Raw genomic sequence first — 19,709 nt, forward strand, 5'->3', positions numbered from 1 at the left:
TAAGTTTTAAAATAGGACGTTATTCCTGAACAAAGTTTGGAATTTCAATCAGGTCACCGGATTTTTTAGGAATGAAATATCCCCCGTTCCTCCTAAGAATCATATATTTCCCGGGAACCAGGCTGATGTAAATTAATACAGATTCCTTATCATTGGTTTCTCTTTTTCCTGAGGATGAATACCGTATCGTTTTTCCCATAAAATCAGGGGATGAAAAATACAATTGTTCTGAAACCGGCTTGTTTTTAAGATCTAAATTGTTCCATTTTCTTTTGGAAAACTTCTGAAAGATCTTTTCTTTGGATAAACTCTCAATCTCTGAAACCGGAATAAAAGTAGCTTCCGCATCTTTATAGGTATCTAGCGGTCCCCAGACATTGTTGTGGGAATAATCTCGCTTCAATCTCATAAACTGAGTTCCTTTCTCCTGAAAAAAATGATAGCTTATTTCTCTGTACAAATCATCTGTTGGATGCTTTTCCAGAAAATGAACCGTCCCGCGATAAAGAATCATAAAATGTACATTCTCCATATTTACCTCGGAAAACGGAAAGCTTTTGTATTCCATATAAGGAGGAGGCTGGGCAATGGCACTCTTTTGTGTCCGGTAATAGAAATATTTCCCGTTTTTCATTTCTTCTTCAGGATAAAAATAAGAGGTACTATCCAATTGCTGAATAAGATTGCCGTCTTCATCAAAATTCTTTTCCAAAATAAGGTTGTCATTTTGATATGAATATTCTACAGCTGTCTTCAGGTTTTTCTTCCAGTAATATACACGTTTGTATTCTCGGATTTTCTCTTCTTTTTCCGGAAGACTTACCCGTTCTTCAGATTTATCTTTCTTGTTGTATTTGGAATATTCATTTTTGGAATAGCTATGTCCTTCGGTTCCTGATTCAAGATATCCATTTTTATAAATGGCTTCTCCCAAAATGCTTCCATCGGGTTTATATTCAATGGTTTTTCCGGATTTCAGGCTGTCGCCATATTCCACGGTTTTCCAAATTTTACCATCATCAAAATAGTACGTAAGTTTTTTCTGTTTGGTTTTATTGAGGTAGGATTGTCCCGATCTGTCTTCTTCATCGGAATCAAACCAAAAGACGTCTCCAATTCTGTTTTTTTCATCTCCATCGGCAAAATACCCCTGCATCTGAAGTATATTTCCTTTCATGTAATAATCCCGAAGCAATTCTACATTTCCAGATTTTGGAAAAGGAAGCGGACGGTAATATATGGCAGTGGATTTTTTGGTTTCTTTCCAGTTAGAATCAAAATAAATGGTCTTTGCCTGCGCAGAAAAATGAACAGGAATATAAAATATCCAGAAAAGTAAACAGTACTTTTTCATCATGTGTTTGTTTTTTTTATTTTAAAATACCACATAAAACTTAGAGATTCAATGATTTATAGAATTCTGTTTTCATAATATTTTTCGAAAAATACTCTTTATTTAAGGCTAGTGCATTCCAAAAAAGAATTTTCTTTCCCCTGAAAGTAAACTCCAAGAAATAATCAGGACGTACTACAAAGGTTTTCAATGCTTTATCAATATCTTTCTTCAGTTTCTTTTTATCATCATTCTCCGCCATGGCAATGATCCCTTTTTCACCTAATGCATAATTCCACTGGGAATTGATCAAGGCCAAAAGATAGCCATAAGCCTCATCTTTCCGTCCCAGATTTTGGTATACTTTCACCAGATCATATTCAATTCTGTGGGAATCTTTTTCTACAGTGGTTCCGCTCACACTAAATAGCTGATGTTCTACAAGTGCCTTGAGAAAATACTTTTCTGCCTGTTCATAGTCCTTTTTTCCAAGAAATACATCAGCCAGAGAATGGGATGCAGTATGGTTGATATTCACAATTTCCTCATCATAATTATCTTTATATCTTTTATCAATCTTCAGGTCTGTAAAATAGCGCAATTCCTCAATATAGTTGGCAATATTGGTTCTTTCCAGTTTATCTTTGAGGTGAGATGTATATTGTATCAAGGTTGCATCAGACTTGTAAGGTTCCTCTTTTATCAGATATTTTAGGCCTGTCCGAAGATCATCTACTCTATAATTATGATACAACGGATTAGCAAGTGCAACGCTGTCCATTCTCTTTCTAGTATTGTCAGCCTGTGAAAATACAGTTTGTACAGTACCTGTAAAAAGGATCCAGCCTAGTATGGTTTTCATTATTAGTAATCTTATTTTTAAAAGTACAAAAAATAGCATGAATGGAGTCAAAACAATATTATGTACATTTAAGGAGTGACAAATGCTTAATAATATGATGAAGAAAACGATAATTTCAATGCTTTTATCCTTTCCCTGCTTTTTGATATTTGCACAAAAGTATCCTGAACTGTTTCCTGTAAGTGACAGAAAGAAAGGATATATTGGTTATTATCTTGCAGATGGTACCAATGTGGTTCCGCCACAGTTTTGCAGTGCTTCCAATAATACAGATGGTTATTATCTGGTTTCCAAGGCTGACCATGAATATGAGGAATCAGGAAGAAGAAAAGAAGAGCATATTCCCAATACTGAAAAGTTTGGTATTCTGAACAGAAAAGGAGAATGGATCATTGGTTTTGATAATAATTACAGCATGATTGGCCTTACAAATGGCTTTATCATGGTTTATAAAAATGATCTGAACGGAATTGTAAATGATAAAAATGAAATATTAATCCCTATAGAATATGAAACTCTTGATCCGATGTACAGCAACCTTATTGCTGCTAAAAAGAACGGCAAAAAAGGGATAATAGACATTCATAACAAGATCCTTATTCCTTTTCAGTATGACGAAATTTATGGTTTTCATCTTGTAAAAAGTAAGAATCAATATCATGCTCTTGTTAGAGTTGGAGATCAATGGGGTGTAATTGATGAAAAAGGAAAATACATTGTAGAATTAAGTGATACAGAACTTGTTACTCTTACGGATACTTCTGTTATTATTCAGAAAAACGGATTATATGGTCTCTCTGATTTTAAGCTAAAAACAATTATCCCCGCCGAATACACTGAACAGCTCTTTACTGGTGAGGAGATACAGCTTTTGAAGAACGATGTCTACTATTATTTCAGTCAGGAAGGAAAACTGCTCAGAAAGGAAAAAATAAAGAAATGAAACAAAAAATATTAATTCTTATAGCCATTACCACTGGATTTTTCCTGTCATCGGCACAAACGTTAACATCTTCCAATATTTGGTACGATGTAATGCCCAATGGAGCGAAAGCAGACAGTCTTTTAACCCAAAAAGGATTTAAACTCAAGTATTCCGGACCAAAAAAAATGGGTGGTAACTTAGCTTGTTATTTCAATAAAAAATTTGATGAATGGTTATTTATTAATGATAATGAGCAGGGTAAAACCACGCAGATATCTTATCTTCTACCTACTTTAAAAAAATACCAGAAAAATCAGACTGAAAAGAAATTGTTATTAATGGGTGAAGAAGTAAATCCTCTGGGAAAAACCTATCAGGAGGGCAAAATATATTATCATCTTACCTATACCTTTGAAAAAAGAGAGACCCCTTCGGCGAAGAATTAAATATAACCAAATCAGAATTCCAATGAAATTACTAGTAGCTATTACCCTTTTATCAGCTCTAATTTTAAATAGCTGCAACAAGGCCAAACAGGTTTCAGGAACTTATATTATGCAATCAGAAATGCTTCCAAAAGTCAATGGATGTTGTACCAATACGGAAATAATACGGTTAAACGAAGACGAAACTTTCAGTATGTATCAGCAAAATGACCAGGGGGATTATACTACCAATGATTTTGCAAAAGGAACATTTCAGCTTACAAAGGGGCTTGTTTCTCTGAAGCCTGATTCCATCAATACTCATCTTGATCTTTCAAAGGCAACGTTTAGAAAAGACCATGCAAATCACGGCTTAGACTACCTTACCAGACTGGATAATAAAGCAAAATACCATAAAATGGATTTTGAAAAAGCAGACTCCTTATACATTCGACGTGTTAATTCTGATAACAGGGAAAGTGAAGAAATAACGATAAAAAAAGATGGTACCGCTCGCTATGTACTCTATTCGTCTGACCAATCTCAACATACAATGGCACACACCAAGAATAAGAAGCTTACCAAAGAGCAGTTCCGGGAATATGTAAAAGCCATGTCCCAAAGTAGTATTTTTCAACCAGGAATAACCTCCAAAAAGTATGAAATTTCTTTGTTACTGAGTATTTCGGAACAAAACATTTCACTCTACGATCACAATAATATTGATAAGAAACTGTACGATTTCTTCTTTGAGAAAGTGCGTAGCTGGGTAAAGTAAAAACTTTAGTATGGATAAGACTCATCTTAAAATATTATCTTCGTAAAAAATTTGACAAAATGAAAAAAATAATATTTCTGGCTTCTGCTCTTCTTGTTTTGAATTCTTGTGTGGTAAGAACTGCTACAAAAGTAGTTTCGGGAGCTGTAAATATAGGCTATAAAGCGGTAAAAGGAACGGTAAACGGAATCAGCTGGGCTGTAAGCAAAGCCAAAGGAAAAATAGATGAGGACCGACTGGACGGAACATGGAAAGTGGTAGGGGTTTATCGTGGTTCTTTTGAGGATTTTTCTAAAGATCAAAATCCTGACGGTTCATTTACTTCAGAATGTGTCGACAGTTTTGATCAGATTATTTTTAAAGCTAATAAATCTAAATTCAAGCCGGTACATTGCAGTTCTGAGAAAGAAGACTGGGTAAAATATTCTCTGGAGTTTGGAAAAAACCCTTTAACCAAGGAAAAGGAGAATTATATTGAATACAACTCCAACAATTATATTTCAGTTATTGATGTTAACAACAAAACTATGGTTCTGGAGGGTAACCTGATGCCTAAAATGGCTTTTTCCGGTGCCAAGTTATATCTTTTGGAAAAGGTAAAGTAGAAACATCTGCTTTAAAGTAAAATATAAAAAAGTCTGCTCCTATTTTTAGGGAGCAGACTTTTTTTATCAACCTTATCATTATCTGTTTTCTATATCAACAATTTTCTTTCCCTGTGCTCCCAGGTAATGAAGAACTAGCTTTTCATATACTTTGTAGCCATCATCCACATTGGTAAATATCAGGATTCCTTTTCCTGTTTTTGGGAATACAAAGGCAATACATCTTGTTCCTTTATCAGCTCCCCCATGAGACAGCGCATAGTCACCATTTCCAAGATCATATACTGAAAATCCCAATCCGAAATAGACATCTTCCTTTATTTTCGACTGTTTTTTGATCATTTCCTGAAATACTTCCGGATTCAGATCTTTTCCTTTCATAACATTAACCATGAAGTTTCCATAATCCTCTATCGTTGTGTGAAGGTCATCTGCAGCATTAGCTGTTTTATTCTTTTCTGTTGGGTAAGGTTCTCCTTTTTCATTATACCCAATGGCAAACCTTGATTCATTGGTGTTTTGATCCCAGATATAATTAGTGTCACTCATTTTAATGGGTTGAAAAATAAGTTCCTGAGCAAGTTGTTCCAATGGTTTTTTGAATTTATTTTCCAGAGCTTTTCTAAGGTATTCAAAGCCCTCTCCTGAATATTGATATTTTGTTCCCGGATCAAATTGGAAATTCAGTTTTTTGTCTGCATTCATCCATCTCCAATTGGGAAATCCGGTCTGATGGCTCAGAATAAGTCGAGTCGTCAGTTTTTTATGTCTCGGATCATTGGCAATATCCGGATCTGTCCAATAGGCATCAAGAGGTTCATCCAGTTTCCAGTTTCCCAGACTTATCAAGTGTAATGCAACCATTGCGGTTACAGGTTTGGTAAGAGAGGCCACATTGAAATAGGTGTTATAAGGTGCCGAAACATTCTTTTTTATTTCTCCAAAAACCTTTACCTGCTTCAATTCTCCCCCATCAATAATTCCTAATCCAAGTGTTGGGATTTTATTTTCCTTTAACCAGTTTTCAATTTCCTGATCGTTTTCAAAGATTATTTTCTGATCATTAGCTTCCTTAGAATGGTGATCAAAGCTTAGCGATCGTTTCAGCTTCCAGTCTCCATTTTCTAAAGTCCAGAGATTGGTGAACTTGGCTCCTCCAACTAATTTTTCAGGTTGATTTTTTTCTTTTTCATAAAAGACATGATCCCCATTCTGAATGGCAGCATAGACTTTTCCATCTTTATATAACGGATAAATTTGAGTCGTTTTATCCACCAGAACTCTTTTGGCTCGATAGGTATCCGGATCTTTACATAATCCATTTTTAAAATCGGTCATGAATTTTTTTTTATCGGAAAAGCCATCTTTATCGTGATAAAATTCAAGCCCATCGCTTAGCAGAATTTCTGTCTGTTTTATATTACAGGTATTGAATCCTACCGAAAAAAGTAAACTATCTTTTGAAATAATTGTTCTGTAAAGAGGATCTTTTTTTTCGATTTGCGCATGGATACTGCTAAAAAACAGAATGAAGAAAAAGAGAATAAATTGAGCAGACTTTGTCATTGTTATTTTTTTGACAAAGATTATATTTTTAAGTGTTTTTTGACTAAAAATGAACCCGACAAAAACCCGACAATGCCCTGACAGAAATTATATCATACTGAATTTCAACCTGTAATATAGTTTTTTATTTCTATCAATCTCTGCGGCATTACGAAGAATAATAAATACATTGGAAAGCACAATAAAGATCATCAGTACCAATGTAAACTGTCTTCCAAGCTTTAAAAAGATCCCCAACATGAATACGATAGGTGCCATAACTGTCCATATCATCTGAACTGAAATAATCTGTCTGGCTAAGGTGTTTCTTTGCCTCATTTTAAACATCAGAAGAAACGGAACCAGAATATTCAATGGTGGCAACAGAATGAATAGCAGGGAGGAAAGATTGATTATTTTGATCTGGGAATAATTGATATCGGATTGCTCTTCTTTTACTTCTGTTATGATGTTATCGTCTATTACCTCAGCCTTTTCAGGAGTTATGGCTATATCCTGTAACAAAATTTCGTCTATCTCCAATGCCTGTACAAGAACCCTTAAGGTATGCCCCTTTGGCTCTGTTCCAGCCTCTATCCGCTGAATTGTTCTGACAGAAATCTTGGATTTCTCTGACAATTCTTCCTGAGTAAGATTCTTCTGTTCTCTTGCGGTTTTTAGCTTGGACATAGTTTGATATATTCTAAAAAAGAGGTGTTTTTTAATCAATTTCTGGCAGCTAATTTACAGCTTTTTCAAAATTAAAAACATACAATAATGGAAAGAATTGGCCTCCCTTAATCAATGATTATAATAATGGTATCAGAGATATTTCTCACAGTTGAAATAGATGTTATTTCTATTGATTTTTTATTAATTATTGATAAGAATATTGCTCCTTGTCTTAATTAATGAGACATTTGCATAAAAAATAATTGAAATGATACCCTTTCATGAACTCTTCTTTTTTATTCTGGCAGCGCTTGTCTTAGTGATTAGCCCTGGACCAAATATGATTTATTTGATTTCAAAATCAATTACTCAGGGAAAGAAGTCCGGTTTTATTTCGCTGGCAGGAGTCGTTTGTGGCTTTTTGTTTCACATTGTTATGGTCTCATTTGGTTTAACGGCTGTTCTATTGGCTGTTCCGTTTGCCTATACAGTTCTTAAAGTGTTAGGAACGATTTATCTTTTATATTTAGCTTATCAGGCTATTAAACCTAACAGTAAAAATATTTTTGATGTTGAGCAAAGTAGTTCCTATGACAGCCCTAAAAAGCTTTTTACGGTTGGGTTCTTAACGAATGTACTCAACCCGAAAGTGGCTGTCTTCTATTTATCTTTTTTTCCGCAGTTTATCAAGCCTGAATACGGCTCTGTATTCACTCAAAGTCTGGAGCTTGGTGTTGTTCAGGTTTTCGTAAGCTTTAGTGTTAATTTTGTGATTGTCCTTACGGCAGCAAGAGTGGCGGTATTCTTTTCCCATAATCCGATTTGGATTAAAGTACAAAAGTGGTTTATGGCCAGTGTATTGACTTATCTAGCGGTGAAAATGGCATTTTCAAAGGCTAAATAATGGAGTATCGTAAATTTTACAATATCAATTCAAGAGATGAAGCAGTCTATTCCAACCTATGATTTAAGTGACATTTCCCAGCATTCTTTTCTTATTGAAAGAATGGAAAAACGCAGCAGCAGTTCGGAAGATAAGCTTTTGGATAAGGGGATACATCGCGATAATCATTATATTTTCACCTGCATGGAAAGCGGACATGTAAGAATGATGGTGGATTTTAATATTATGGAAGCTCAGAATCCTACCATTTTCTGTGTATTACCCGGACAGGTACATCAAGGGCTTTTAATGGAAGATGTTTATGGATGGTTTATAGCGATTAAAGCAGATCTCGTTCCGGATGCAGTACGTTCTGTCTTTGAGGAATCTTTGGAGATCATTCAGCCTCTCCCAGTTGATACAAGCTGGATTGAAAAGCTGAATAATATTGCCAACCTGCTGTATGTTTCTTATACCAATGAGACATTTACTACTTCCAAGCAGGGGTGTTTAATTATCCAATCGTTGCTTAATGCCCTTACTGGTATGTTTTCCTTTATTTATTCGTGTGAGAACTATTCAGAAATATCCGGTGAAAGTAGAGCATTACAACTGACAAGAGCATTTAAAATATTAGTAAGGAAAGAATTCAAAACCCTGAAAAGTCCATCAGAATATGCAGAGACTTTAAATATCTCAAGGGGTTATCTTACAGAGGTTATTCGTGAAGTGACAGGAAAACCGGCACAACACTGGATTCATCAGGAAGTTTTAATGGAGGCAAAACGATTACTGGCTTTTACCCATCTTACAGTAAAAGAAATAGCCTATGAATTGGGATACAGTGATCATACTTATTTCAGTCGTTTATTTTCAAAGCTGGAAAGCATATCACCATCAGAATTTCGAGCAAAAACACAAAACAGATCATAAACCACGAATAGTCCAATCAATTCCCTGAAACGGCTATCGGTATATTTCAATTTTGCAACGTCCTTTGCAATAAAAATATTTATGTCTAGTTTACCAAAATGGGTCAATGACACGATAGAAAATGTCTGGTCCTCAAAATTTAAATCCTGCACCGTTGCTGATATAGAAAATATTTCTCCTAATCTTCGTAGAATTCGTTTTGCAACAGACTTAGAGGATGTTCACTTCGAGCCGGCCTTTGCCATAGGTATAAGAATTAATGATCGGGATTTCCGTAACTATTCTCCTTTCAATTTTAATAAAGAATCAGGAACTTTCGATGTTGTATTTCATCTTCATGACACCACAGCTGTAGGAAGTGATTTTGTAGCCCGTTTATCCATTGGAGATCCTATAAAAATGTTGATGCCAAGAGGCAAGCGTTTTTTTGATGCCAATGCTAAAATTCATTTCTCCATAGGTGATGAAACTTCATTGGGGAGTTCACTTTCCATTAAAGAGGCTGCAGAAAAGTCTACCTGTTCTTACATATGTCTTCATGAGCTTGAGGAACCAGCTGCCTTGGAAGCACTCAGTTTATATGGCTATCATGCTCCTAAAAACAACACAATGGGTATCATAGAGGCTCTAAATGATTTTTTACAGGAAGAAAAGCAGGCGGTATATAACAATGAGGTTATTTTCTATCTCACCGGAAATGGAGAAAGAATGTCATTGCTCCGAAAGTTTCTTAAAGCTAAGGACGTGGCTCCGAAGTGCATTAAATCACAGGCTTATTGGATAGAAGGAAAGAAAGGGTTATAAAAAAACAAGTCCGATTCCTGCAACTTTAGCATAGTAAGGTTACAGGAATCGCAGACTATTTTTAGCTCAACCTCATCTGTGAAAAAGTCTTTATTTTAACCCTCTTCCAAGTCCTCTCACCCTTTCCAGCCATTTCGCCCGTTGCTCTTCTTTAGAATTCCTGATAATTCCTAAATAAGTCACCTTTACCGGTTTTACCCCACAGAATTCCAAGGTTGATTTTTTCAACTGATTAACACTTGGTTTTCCATAGACAAGCCAATAATACCAACCCGGCTGATCCAGAGTTGTGATGATATGCGCTGTTTTTCCTTTTAAAAGTTTATCCCACCATACCGAATTTTCTCTGTATTGATAAGCAAATCCTGGAAGAAATAGTCGATCTATAAAACCTTTCATAAGAGCCGGCAAACCACCCCACCACACCGGATGTAACCAAACCAAATGATCTGCCCACTTAATAATTTCCCATGCTTTTATCAAATCTGGCTCCAACTCCATTCTTTTTTGATAACCAAACTGTAGATTAGGGTTAAAATTGAGATCAGCAATGATAATTTCCTTTATTTCTGCACCTGATTTCATGGCTCCTTCTTTGTAGGCCGAAGCTACTCCAAAATTGAAAGATTCCTTATTGGGATGTCCGTTGATAATGGCTATTTTTTTCATTATGATAGGTTGATGTTAATCGTTTCATAAGCATTAAGCTGCGCCAGTAATGACAATGGTTCATGCAATTGATGGCTAAAATACACCTTATTTTCATGAGGGTTTCGTGCCAGTTCTTCCGCATGCAGAACGGCAGACAATGCAGTCAGTTCTGCCTGTCCCTTTGTACTTTGCAGACTTAGTTTCTTATTCCCGCTTTTGTCTTTTACAATAATTTCAAAGACAGCCTTATCTCCATTTCCACTGGACCCGAAAATCATTTTTCTTTCCTTTAAAGATAAGATATTAAAGATTCTTAAATATTGAAAACTACCGAGCAGCCAAGTAATAAACTTAGAATTATAAGTCATCTTAACACTTACAGTAGGTATTCTTTCTATTTTGTTGAGGATATAAAGGTCCGGAACATCAAAATTATAGGCACTCCTTTTCCCTATCCCAAAGGAAAAATCAAAGGTTTCAGTATCTAAAAAGTGTCTGATAGAAATAGGTTTATCATTTTTATAATCATGGAAAGGAACGGCCACATTTTCTGCCATAAAGTGAGCAGAACTTTCGCCTGCCAGATCTTTAACAGAATAGTATACGAAAAGCTTCACCTCCTGAATGGTATTCGTATCCTGTGAAATAGTATTGACCAGCCCCGGTACAATACCGCCCATCCAGCCGGAACTGAAGACAATTCTACTGTTTATGTCTGAATTCCCTGCGATGTCATAGGCTTTTGCCAGATCGGGAGTGGGTTTTGTAATATCTAAGTAGTCAATATTATTCTTGATCGCATAACGCAAAACCTCATCAGACTTATCATTCACTGACAGAATAATCAGGTTTATTTTTTTTTCAGAAATAATCTGAAAAGAAGCAGGGTTCGTTACATCAATTTTCAAATCCCGCTCTGTCTTTCCGCCTTTTCTTCCTCCTATAAAAATAGTCACATGAGGGTTTCTTGATTGTAATATACGGGCAATAGTCTTGCCTACCAGTCCGTTTCCTCCAATGATGAGAATATTGTGCTCCATATCTTTTTTTTACAAAATTATAGAGCTAGGAAGCCAATAAACAGGACAAATGTCTAAAAAGAAATTTCCTTTCTGATACGGCTTAAGTGTCGCTGAGTAATCCCCAAATAGGACGCAAGATACTGTAACGGAATTTTTTGAATATAGTCCGGATAGTTTTCCAGAAGAGCTGCATAACGTTGGGAGGCACTGTCTCTCTGAAGCTGGAAAAACCTATTCTCAAGCTCAAGGTATTCTTGTTCAGCAATAATTTTTAAAAACTTGGTCCAGTTAAGATCATCCTGTACAATGGCATCCATTGATTCTTTTTTAAGAACCAACAGTTCTGCATCATTAATGGCCTGCATATTTTCTTTACTGAGAGATCCGGAAATAAATGATGAATACGCCGCCATGAGTGTGTTAGGAAACCTGAAACAGTAGGTCATATCTTTTCCGTCGTCAGAAAGATAAAAAGAACGAAAAATACCGGACTTAATAAAAGCAACCTCTCTGCATCTTTCGCCCTCGTGGATGAAATAGTCATTCTTATTTACTTTTCTAAGCTCAAAAAGCTGTAAAAACTCCTCAATCTCTCTTTCTGAAAATAGATTAAAGCTTCGAAAAAAATCATGTACCATTGTTTCAAGTTTCTTGTACGGCGAAAATAAATAAAAAAAATCATCCCAGAGTGGGATGATCAACCGTTTTGAATTTACTAAGTTATTGTATGAAGATATGAATGATGTTTTGTTGTCACAAAGATAAATACAGTCTAATTTCCCCGCATCAGGGGAATCCCTAAAGTTTTATCCGTAAAAATACGGTTGTATAAATGAAAAAGCCCTGCAAGAAATACTTACAGGACTTTAGCTTATCTAACAATTATTTTGTTTAAAATTGAGGTTTAAGGCTCAATATCAGATTTTAATGTTTAAGTCTGGTTTATTAAAGTGGGCTTACCAGCTGTAAGAACCATTCTTTAACTTCTCCATCCAAATGAGGACCTATTTTTTCCTCACATGTTTTGTGGTAGCTGTTCAACCATTCGATTTCTGTTTCTGAAAGAATTTCTTTAACAACAGTATCTTTAAAGAACGGGCAGAACGTTAATGTTTCAAATTCATAGAATGTTCCGTGAATCGTTTTTTCTGCTTCTTTCACTGCAATAAGGTTTTCATGACGAATTCCGTATTGTCCTTCAAGATAATATCCAGGTTCGTTAGAACAAACCATTCCCGGAAGAAGATCCTGCGGGTTCAAATCTTTTCTGATGTTTTGTGGCCCCTCGTGAACATTCATGAAGCTTCCTACTCCATGTCCTGTTCCGTGGTTGAAATCTTTCCCTTCCATCCATAACGGAAGTCTTGCAATGGCATCAAGGTGTACCCCTTTTGTTCCTTTCGGGAACTTTACCATTGATAAGCGAATTAATCCCTGCAATACCAATGTAGAGTTTCTTTTGAACTCTTCTGATGGCGTTCCTAATGCAAAAGTTCTTGTAATATCTGTAGTTCCCTCAAGATACTGACCTCCTGAATCTACAAGGATCGTTTCTTCGTTGGTTACCTCTTTACTTCCTTCTTTCTTTGCAGAATAGTGCATGATAGCACCATTATCCTTATATCCTATAATGGAACCGAAGCTTTCTCCTACAAAGTTTTCTCCTGCAGCACGGAAGCTTCTCAGTTTTTCACCGATGGAGTATTCATTCATTGCTTCTTTTCCTGCATTGTGAGTTAACCAGTAAAGGAATTTTACCATGGCTACTCCATCTCTTACCATTACTTTTCTGAAACCTTCCAATTCAGCTTCATTTTTCTGGGCTTTCATCAGGTTTCCAGGAACCGGAGCCTCGATAAATTGGTTATCTGCCTTTAATGTTTCAAAAATCTGCTGGTTACTGTTTGGAGAAACCAATACTTTTTCATTTTTGAATTTTTTCAGATAGTTATAGAATTCTTCGTAAGGCATCATTTTTACGAAAGAATCATCCATTTGTTTTCTGGCTGCTACTTCAAGTTTTTCCAAACCTGTGAATAGAACAGCATCATTTTTAGTGATTACAATGTATCCTAAAAATACCGGATTGCTTTCTACATCGCTACCTCTCAGGTTAGAGGTCCATGCTACATCATCCAGACTGGAGATGATATGAACAGTTGCCTCTTGCTCTTCCATCTTCTGACGGATAGCAGAAAGTTTATCAGCCACAGATTTACCGGCTCTTTCTACAGGATGTACAAAGATCGGATTAGTAGATGGGGTTCCCCTTTCTTTCCAAACCTCCTTTAAAAGAGGAATATCAGCAAGGGTAATATTTTTTGAATTAAATTTTTGCGAAAGCAGTTCCCAATTGGCATTAGAAGCAGCTAAGGCATTTACAGCCACTTTACCTCCGGCAGGAATTTCAGAAATAATCCAATCGATATAATTGGGAGTCCCTTCCATTCCGTCTTTGAAAAGGTCGATTCCTGAACCGTCCAATTCAAAGGCTGCTTGTGTAAAGTATCTTCCGTCTGTCCAAAGTCCGCCTTTATTTTGGGTAATTACCACAAAACCGGCAGAACCTAAAAATCCTGAAAGCCAAGATCTCTCCTGCCATTCTCCAGGAAGGTATTCACTCATATGAGGATCTGCAGAATATACTATAAATGCATCAACATTATTTTTCTGCATTTCCTCACGAAGCGCAGCAACTTTTTCCTTTGAAGTCATTCTTTTCTTTTTTAAACACCGAAAGTTACGAAAAATTTGAAGTCAAAGAGTTAAATCAACGTCCTATTTTCCTTAATAATCTGTTATTTTTTTATTAATTCTGGTGGCCGGCATTAATCGGTATATCTGATCATTGAGTTTGAAAATTGTATCTCTTTTAGGATGAATGGTAACTCGCTTATTCGATTCTATAATATTTCTTTATTTTTCTTTTAATACTTAAAAATTTTCAATGAATTAAATAAAAAACCAAACATATTTCATTGCACAAAACCTATTTAATTATTAAAATAATAAGTTTTTGGAAAGATTATTGCTGTATTCTACGATATGAAACAGCAGAATTACAAAAATCACAGGAAGTTTTATCCACCTCATCATTTTATCTATCTTCCTTTATTGATCATATTAGAGATATTTGGAATCTATAAAATAGGGAGCGATCCTGATAATAAGCTGATCTGGAGCCTATTTTCTATTGTGATATTTCTGCTTTTTTATCTTGCGTTTATGACAAGGCAGCATTATGCTCTTGGGCTTCAGAATCGTATGATAGTTCTTGAGTTCAGGCAACGGTATTTCGAGATTTTCAATAAAAGATCTGATGAAACGGTTGAAAAATTAAGATTTGACCAAATTGCGGCCCTAAGATTTACGTATGATGATGAATTTAAGGACCTTTTATACAAAGCACTGAATGAAAATATTTCCGGGGATGAGATCAAGAGATCTATTAAAAACTGGAAAGCTGATCAACTCAGAGTTTAATACGCCAACAAAATATAAAGCTATGAAAAAGTGGAGCTTTTACAGTATAACGATATTCAGTTTGTTGACCTTAACAGGCTGTACAGCGGTTGAAACAATTTTTAAGGCTGGAATGTGGTGGGGAATTCTCCTAGTCTGTGTAATAGTAGTGATTCTTTTACTGATTTTTTCGAAGGGTAAAAACTCTTAACCATTTTCTATGGAGGAGAATACAGATTTGGAGATGATCTCTCACCTTAAGCCATCAAAGATTGTAAAAATCATGAAGGATCCGGAAGCTTCTGCAAAGGCGGTACTCGTATATACCACCGATGCAGAAAATACCGGAATTACTCGTAAAAAAAACGGTAAAAAGTATTCTTATTACAAGGATGGCAAAAAAATAAAGGAGAAAGATGAAATCACTAGAATTAATAAGCTGGTGATTCCACCTGCCTGGGAAAACGTATGGATTTGTGCGTTGGAAAACGGGCATCTTCAGGCAACAGGTTTCGATGCAAAACAAAGGAAACAGTATCGCTATCATCCTTTATGGAGCGCCTTGAGAAATCATACAAAATTCTACAGAATGCTGCAATTTGGGTATGCACTACCGGATATCCGACTTCATATAGAACAGGACCTCGCCTTGAGGACCTTTGAAAAACGTAAAATTCTTGCACTGATTGTAAGTCTATTGCAAAGAACCAATATCCGTATTGGCAATAATGTTTATGAAAAGCTATATGGTTCCTTTGGCCTTACTACATTAAAGGATAAACATGTAAAAATCAAGGGACAAAAAATAACATTTTCATTTAAGGGAAAGAAAGGGGTTATGCATCAAATAGATCTCAGGAGCAAAAAATTGGCGAGACTGGTACAAAAATGCAAAGATATCCCAGGAAAGGAGCTTTTTCAATATTTTGATGAGGAGGGAAACCTACATTCCATAGATTCCGGGATGGTGAATGACTACATCAAGGAAATAAGTAGCGAAGATTTTACCGCCAAGGATTTCAGGACTTGGTCCGGAACTGTAAGTGCATTGATTGCCTTTAAGGAGATTGGATATGCAGAAAACGATACCCAATATAAAAAGAATGTAAAGGAGGCATTGGATATTGTTGCAGAACACCTCGGAAACACCACTGCCGTTTGCAAGAAATACTATGTACATCCCCTGGTTATCAATCTTTATGAAAACAATACGATCAAAAAATATCTTGACGAATTGGAAATTATTGAAGAAAATGACGGAAAAGCTGATCTAACGCAAGAAGAAAAGCTTGTTCTTAAAATTCTGGAAAATGAAAAAATAGTCGTTTAAAATTATATTTACTTAGAAACCCTGGTTTTCAAAAACTGAGTTCTGTATTCTTTCGGGGTAATGCCTGCTATTTTTTTGAAAAGCTGGGTAAAGTGGGACGCGGTATGAAAATTCAGTTCATAGGCAATCTCTGCAATATCCTTACTGGAATGAAGTAATGCTTTACTGTAATTGATATCAATCTCATTAATCCATTGTTTTGGTGATTTCTGGGTCACGCTTTTTACACATTTATTCAGATAACTTTCTGTTACAGATAGTTTATCAGCATAGAATGCCACTCGCTTTTCCCCGACATGATATTTGAACAAAAGATCCCGAAACTGAAGAGACAATTCCATAGGGCGTGTCGCAGATTTGTGATGGGTATCTGAATCTGTACTCAGCATTTTAATCAGAATAAGGTGAAGCATGGTGACTACAACATCATTAACATTAAGATTGCTTAGCCATAATTCTTGTTCCATAATGAGAAGAAGCTGCGTAATGGTTCCATACGTAAGGCTATCCAGATTCAGGAAAGGCGTCATGAAGAAAATACTGCTTTTGTGCTTGGGGAGCTCCTGTTCAGACAGAATATTATTTTCGTAGGCAAGAAAAAAACCTTCAATATCATCAGATAATTCCACAGTTGCTGTTATTGTTCCCTGCTTAATGAAGATCACCCCTCCTTTTTCAGCATGGTATTCCTTATTTTCAAGATACTGTTTAATATGTCCCTTGGTAACGAAAATAATAAAGTTAAAAGTTGTACGGTACGGAATGACCGGCATAAGAATCCCTTTAAGATAATTCTCTATCCGATAAAGCTGTATATCCGAATTATTGACTAATATTTTCTCCGCGATATTCGGTAGAAACAGTTTTTTGTATTGAAAATTGGATAATACTTCCATGATGAATTGATTATTACAAATTTAATGCTGAAATTGATTATATGGGTACGTTTTGTACAATGTCGGATGTAAAATGTATAATATATAGATAACGTTATCAATAATTGTTGTTATAAAAGGAATTTTTCTTCTTATTTTAATTATACTCCATTTATTTTAGGCTACTTAGTAAATAATGATGCCCATACATTATACATTATACATTATACATTATACTTAAAACTTATAGTACACTCCTACTCTTACCCCAAACGGGCTTCCCGGTGTGTAAGTAAGATCTGTGATAGGCTCTGCTTCTCCTTTCAACTGGGTTTCTGTTGCAAACTGTGCTTCATTCCAGTTTACATTGAAAAGGTTGTTAACCTGAATATTCGCTCCCCACTTCTGACGGTTGTAGGAAAGCATCAGATCATTTACGAAGTAAGCTTTTGTCTTGATGCTGTTATCTTCCACGGCTGGTCTTTCTCCAAGGTAACGATACTGAAGTCCTAATGAGAAACCGTTCAGGAAGTCCCAGTTTACAGATCCTGTACTGGTCACTACCGGTGCCAATGGAATGTAATCCTGGCCTTTTTCTTCTTCGATGAATCTTCCGTGGGAGTAATTGATATCGGCATTCAGGTAAAAGTTTTCCAATGGCTGAAAACGAATTCCCAGATCGGCTCCAAAACGTCTTGATTTTCCGGATGGTTCTACCACGGCATCATCTCCTACATATACAAATTCCTGCTGCAGATCCATATACCAAACGGCAGGAGTAATAATAAGCGATTTGAAAGGGTGTAATCTTACCCCAAAATCGGCACCAATGGAATAAGGAAGGGTATTTTGGTTTTTATTTGGAACCACTACTCTCAGGTCATTGGAGTGGAAGCCCATTCCTGTTTTCAGGAACCACATTACGTTATCGTTCTGTGCATAGGAGAAGTTTAGTTTAGGACTTAGCCTTGTTGCTTCCTTAGATTGTCCGGATGGTAATTGTTCTGCATCCAAAAGGTTATGCATATTGAAAATAAAATGATCTACTCTCAATGCAGGATTGATTGTCCATTTTCCTGTTTTCCAAACTAACCCTGTGTAGGCATGAAGATTGGTTTCCGTTCCGTTTACGTCTGACATTTTGTTGAGTAATAGATCTCTGTGATAGACGTGGTTAAGCTGTAATGTATTGATATCATCATTTCTTAATCCTATTCCGGAGGTCCAGTTCAGTGAGCTGTTGGGAAGCGAGAAACTTTTGGTATACTTCACTTCTGCACCGTAGATATTTCTTCCGTCTGTCTGCTGAATTTCATCTCCGTGATCTTTATCTTTTAAGTAAAAGGTAAAATCGGAATAGAGGTTGAAGTTATATTTTGAATAAAAAGCCATGGCATCTATCTGCTCAGAAGGCGAAATAATATGCTTAAAATTCATCTGAAGATTTGTTCTGGAAGTCTTCCCGCCTTCAGTAGGATCTATGCTCCCCCATCTGCCAATAATTCCCTCGTCTACGGCACGTTCAGGGATTTGGCCTGAGGCATTCCATGAAGAATTGAATGTTGAAAACTGAATATTGAAATAATCGTTATCAGTAAGCCATTGGTTATACTTTCCGAAAATATTGACTCTGTTAAAGTTCTGTTTTACATCAAAAGGTCCGTCCGTATAGTTGTATTCCGCAGCGATATAGGCATTTTTTCTGCCCAGATCATCATGCAGAATATTGAACATTCCCAATACTCTTTTGGAATTAAATGATCCTCCCTCCAGCTTGATCATACTATTTTTCAACCCATTATAAGTTTGAAAATCAACATATCCTGCCGTGTTAAAATCTCCACGGTCCATATAATAAGCTCCTTTTCCGAAATCAATATTATTCACTGTTTCAGGGATCACAAAATGTAGGTCAGAATATCCTTGTCCATGGGCATGAGAAACAATATTTACAGGCATTCCGTCTACATTTACACTTACATCTGTACCATGATCTGCATCAAATCCTCTTAAAAAAAGCTGTTCTGCTTTTCCACCTCCGGCATGCTGTGCAATGAATAATCCTGGTACTTTTCTCAACAGATCCTGTGCTGAATTGACCGGAAATTTATTCAGGTCAACTTTGGTGATGGCAGACAGAAATGAACTGTGATTGATGGCAACTTCTGAAATCTGAAACGGTTTATGCTGTAGAAAAATAACTTTATTTTTATCTTCATCATTGGTAACTACCCATTTTACCTCATCATATCCCTGACGGCTAATCACCAGTGTATCGGGAAGAGATTTAACAGGAATGGCAAAGGTACCATCTGTTCCTGTATGGGTATGGCTATTTCCGTGGTCGTATTTTACCAGGGCATCTGCAATGGGAAATTTGTCATCTGCATCTTTTATTAACAGCTGTTTTTCTGCTTCCTGAGCCATTGTTTTACCACTGAATGCCATTACCAGAAATACTGCTGCTATTTTAGTTATCTTCATTTTAATCTTTTTTTGAAAAATGTACAATGCATTTCTGATTCTAAGCTTACCTTAGAAATACTGTACATTAAGTTTGTTAATTCTTTTATATAATTTTAATCTTTTGACTTATGAATGTCT

19 protein-coding genes are annotated in these 19,709 nt (G+C 36.0%); 9 read left to right on the forward strand and 10 right to left on the reverse strand.

What is annotated here, in order from left to right:
• Positions 1–19 precede the first annotated feature (19 nt).
• Together C1638_RS04330 and C1638_RS04335 are read right to left on the reverse strand one after the other, a co-directional pair.
• Positions 20–1,354 carry a toxin-antitoxin system YwqK family antitoxin gene (locus C1638_RS04330; protein WP_123838334.1) on the reverse strand — a complete coding sequence of 445 codons (1,335 nt, stop codon included), beginning with the start codon at positions 1,352–1,354 and terminating at the stop codon, positions 20–22.
• Between the two features lie 40 nt (positions 1,355–1,394).
• Positions 1,395–2,195 (reverse strand): tetratricopeptide repeat protein, encoded by an 801-nt coding sequence (locus tag C1638_RS04335; protein ID WP_109618516.1) that lies wholly within the window; start codon positions 2,193–2,195, stop codon positions 1,395–1,397.
• A 97-nt stretch (positions 2,196–2,292) separates the two neighbouring features.
• On the opposite strand from C1638_RS04335, the gene C1638_RS04340 reads away from it, so the two are divergent.
• The 4 genes from C1638_RS04340 to C1638_RS04355 are packed head-to-tail and all read left to right on the forward strand — an operon-like array spanning position 2,293 to position 4,928.
• Complete coding sequence (locus tag C1638_RS04340) at positions 2,293–3,138, forward strand: WG repeat-containing protein (protein WP_228428025.1); 846 nt, start codon at positions 2,293–2,295, stop codon at positions 3,136–3,138.
• Positions 3,135–3,566, forward strand: a complete 432-nt coding sequence (locus tag C1638_RS04345; RefSeq protein WP_109618518.1) for a hypothetical protein — start codon at positions 3,135–3,137, stop codon at positions 3,564–3,566. The genes C1638_RS04340 and C1638_RS04345 overlap by 4 nt, the downstream gene beginning before the upstream one ends.
• 22 nt (positions 3,567–3,588) lie before the next feature.
• Positions 3,589–4,323 carry a hypothetical protein gene (locus tag C1638_RS04350; RefSeq protein ID WP_109618520.1) on the forward strand — a complete coding sequence of 245 codons (735 nt, stop codon included), beginning with the start codon at positions 3,589–3,591 and terminating at the stop codon, positions 4,321–4,323.
• Positions 4,324–4,382: 59 nt separating this feature from the next.
• Positions 4,383–4,928: a membrane lipoprotein lipid attachment site-containing protein gene (locus tag C1638_RS04355; protein ID WP_109618522.1), complete on the forward strand. Its 546-nt coding sequence runs from the start codon at positions 4,383–4,385 to the stop codon at positions 4,926–4,928.
• A gap of 78 nt (positions 4,929–5,006) precedes the next feature.
• Here the strand turns inward: C1638_RS04355 and C1638_RS04360 are convergent, their stop codons facing one another.
• Both C1638_RS04360 and C1638_RS04365 read right to left on the reverse strand, forming a co-directional pair.
• Positions 5,007–6,494: a serine hydrolase domain-containing protein gene (locus C1638_RS04360; RefSeq protein WP_109618524.1), complete on the reverse strand. Its 1,488-nt coding sequence runs from the start codon at positions 6,492–6,494 to the stop codon at positions 5,007–5,009.
• Positions 6,495–6,581: 87 nt separating this feature from the next.
• Positions 6,582–7,163 carry a helix-turn-helix domain-containing protein gene (locus tag C1638_RS04365; RefSeq protein WP_109618525.1) on the reverse strand — a complete coding sequence of 194 codons (582 nt, stop codon included), beginning with the start codon at positions 7,161–7,163 and terminating at the stop codon, positions 6,582–6,584.
• A 250-nt stretch (positions 7,164–7,413) separates the two neighbouring features.
• Here C1638_RS04365 and C1638_RS04370 point away from each other — a divergent pair, with 250 nt between their 5' ends.
• From C1638_RS04370 to C1638_RS04380, 3 genes are all read left to right on the forward strand, one after another.
• Positions 7,414–8,049, forward strand: coding sequence for a LysE family translocator (locus C1638_RS04370; protein WP_109618527.1), 636 nt, complete (start codon positions 7,414–7,416; stop codon positions 8,047–8,049).
• 36 nt (positions 8,050–8,085) lie between these two features.
• Complete coding sequence (locus C1638_RS04375; protein WP_109618529.1) at positions 8,086–8,961, forward strand: AraC family transcriptional regulator; 876 nt, start codon at positions 8,086–8,088, stop codon at positions 8,959–8,961.
• A gap of 81 nt (positions 8,962–9,042) precedes the next feature.
• Positions 9,043–9,765 (forward strand): siderophore-interacting protein, encoded by a 723-nt coding sequence (locus C1638_RS04380; protein ID WP_109618531.1) that lies wholly within the window; start codon positions 9,043–9,045, stop codon positions 9,763–9,765.
• Positions 9,766–9,855: 90 nt separating this feature from the next.
• Here the strand turns inward: C1638_RS04380 and C1638_RS04385 are convergent, their stop codons facing one another.
• From C1638_RS04385 to C1638_RS04400, 4 genes are all read right to left on the reverse strand, one after another.
• A complete protein-coding gene (locus C1638_RS04385) occupies positions 9,856–10,434 on the reverse strand; it encodes an NAD(P)H-dependent oxidoreductase (protein ID WP_109618533.1) in 579 nt (192 codons plus the stop codon).
• Entirely contained in the window at positions 10,434–11,456 is a 1,023-nt protein-coding gene (locus C1638_RS04390; protein ID WP_109618534.1) for a saccharopine dehydrogenase family protein, read from the reverse strand. Before C1638_RS04390 ends, C1638_RS04385 begins: the two co-directional genes overlap by 1 nt.
• 53 nt (positions 11,457–11,509) lie before the next feature.
• Complete coding sequence (locus C1638_RS04395; protein ID WP_109618536.1) at positions 11,510–12,076, reverse strand: Crp/Fnr family transcriptional regulator; 567 nt, start codon at positions 12,074–12,076, stop codon at positions 11,510–11,512.
• 307 nt (positions 12,077–12,383) lie between these two features.
• Positions 12,384–14,153: an aminopeptidase P family protein gene (locus C1638_RS04400; RefSeq protein WP_109618538.1), complete on the reverse strand. Its 1,770-nt coding sequence runs from the start codon at positions 14,151–14,153 to the stop codon at positions 12,384–12,386.
• 330 nt (positions 14,154–14,483) lie between these two features.
• Between C1638_RS04400 and C1638_RS04405 the strand changes: the two genes are divergently transcribed.
• Together C1638_RS04405 and C1638_RS04415 are read left to right on the forward strand one after the other, a co-directional pair.
• Positions 14,484–14,921 carry a DUF6526 family protein gene (locus C1638_RS04405; protein WP_109618540.1) on the forward strand — a complete coding sequence of 146 codons (438 nt, stop codon included), beginning with the start codon at positions 14,484–14,486 and terminating at the stop codon, positions 14,919–14,921.
• Between the two features lie 199 nt (positions 14,922–15,120).
• On the forward strand, positions 15,121–16,230 hold the full coding sequence (locus tag C1638_RS04415) for a DNA topoisomerase IB (protein WP_109618542.1): 1,110 nt from the start codon (positions 15,121–15,123) through the stop codon (positions 16,228–16,230).
• Between the two features lie 8 nt (positions 16,231–16,238).
• Here the strand turns inward: C1638_RS04415 and C1638_RS04420 are convergent, their stop codons facing one another.
• Both C1638_RS04420 and C1638_RS04425 read right to left on the reverse strand, forming a co-directional pair.
• Positions 16,239–17,126 carry a helix-turn-helix domain-containing protein gene (locus C1638_RS04420; protein WP_109618544.1) on the reverse strand — a complete coding sequence of 296 codons (888 nt, stop codon included), beginning with the start codon at positions 17,124–17,126 and terminating at the stop codon, positions 16,239–16,241.
• Between the two features lie 216 nt (positions 17,127–17,342).
• The gene (locus C1638_RS04425) at positions 17,343–19,589 is read right to left on the reverse strand and encodes a TonB-dependent receptor (RefSeq protein WP_109618546.1); all 2,247 of its coding nucleotides are present in this window, start codon (positions 19,587–19,589) and stop codon (positions 17,343–17,345) included.
• Positions 19,590–19,709: the final 120 nt, after the last annotated feature.

The sequence above is a fragment of the Chryseobacterium oncorhynchi genome (assembly GCF_002899895.1).
Taxonomy (GTDB): domain Bacteria; phylum Bacteroidota; class Bacteroidia; order Flavobacteriales; family Weeksellaceae; genus Chryseobacterium; species Chryseobacterium oncorhynchi.

Bases quoted from the DNA above. Each gene is read 5' to 3' on its own strand.
- C1638_RS04355 (WP_109618522.1), top strand. From the start codon at position 4,383: ATGAAAAAAATAATATTTCTGGCTTCTGCTCTTCTTGTTTTGAATTCT.
- C1638_RS04345 (WP_109618518.1), top strand. From the start codon at position 3,135: ATGAAACAAAAAATATTAATTCTTATAGCCATTACCACTGGATTTTTC.
- C1638_RS04405 (WP_109618540.1), top strand. From the start codon at position 14,484: ATGAAACAGCAGAATTACAAAAATCACAGGAAGTTTTATCCACCTCAT.
- C1638_RS04370 (WP_109618527.1), top strand. From the start codon at position 7,414: ATGATACCCTTTCATGAACTCTTCTTTTTTATTCTGGCAGCGCTTGTC.
- C1638_RS04375 (WP_109618529.1), top strand. From the start codon at position 8,086: ATGAAGCAGTCTATTCCAACCTATGATTTAAGTGACATTTCCCAGCAT.
- C1638_RS04350 (WP_109618520.1), top strand. From the start codon at position 3,589: ATGAAATTACTAGTAGCTATTACCCTTTTATCAGCTCTAATTTTAAAT.
- C1638_RS04365 (WP_109618525.1), bottom strand. From the start codon at position 7,163: ATGTCCAAGCTAAAAACCGCAAGAGAACAGAAGAATCTTACTCAGGAA.
- C1638_RS04360 (WP_109618524.1), bottom strand. From the start codon at position 6,494: ATGACAAAGTCTGCTCAATTTATTCTCTTTTTCTTCATTCTGTTTTTT.
- C1638_RS04390 (WP_109618534.1), bottom strand. From the start codon at position 11,456: ATGGAGCACAATATTCTCATCATTGGAGGAAACGGACTGGTAGGCAAG.
- C1638_RS04385 (WP_109618533.1), bottom strand. From the start codon at position 10,434: ATGAAAAAAATAGCCATTATCAACGGACATCCCAATAAGGAATCTTTC.
- C1638_RS04335 (WP_109618516.1), bottom strand. From the start codon at position 2,195: ATGAAAACCATACTAGGCTGGATCCTTTTTACAGGTACTGTACAAACT.
- C1638_RS04425 (WP_109618546.1), bottom strand. From the start codon at position 19,589: ATGAAGATAACTAAAATAGCAGCAGTATTTCTGGTAATGGCATTCAGT.
- C1638_RS04330 (WP_123838334.1), bottom strand. From the start codon at position 1,354: ATGAAAAAGTACTGTTTACTTTTCTGGATATTTTATATTCCTGTTCAT.
- C1638_RS04400 (WP_109618538.1), bottom strand. From the start codon at position 14,153: ATGACTTCAAAGGAAAAAGTTGCTGCGCTTCGTGAGGAAATGCAGAAA.
- C1638_RS04420 (WP_109618544.1), bottom strand. From the start codon at position 17,126: ATGGAAGTATTATCCAATTTTCAATACAAAAAACTGTTTCTACCGAAT.
- C1638_RS04380 (WP_109618531.1), top strand. From the start codon at position 9,043: ATGTCTAGTTTACCAAAATGGGTCAATGACACGATAGAAAATGTCTGG.
- C1638_RS04340 (WP_228428025.1), top strand. From the start codon at position 2,293: ATGAAGAAAACGATAATTTCAATGCTTTTATCCTTTCCCTGCTTTTTG.
- C1638_RS04395 (WP_109618536.1), bottom strand. From the start codon at position 12,076: ATGGTACATGATTTTTTTCGAAGCTTTAATCTATTTTCAGAAAGAGAG.
- C1638_RS04415 (WP_109618542.1), top strand. From the start codon at position 15,121: ATGGAGGAGAATACAGATTTGGAGATGATCTCTCACCTTAAGCCATCA.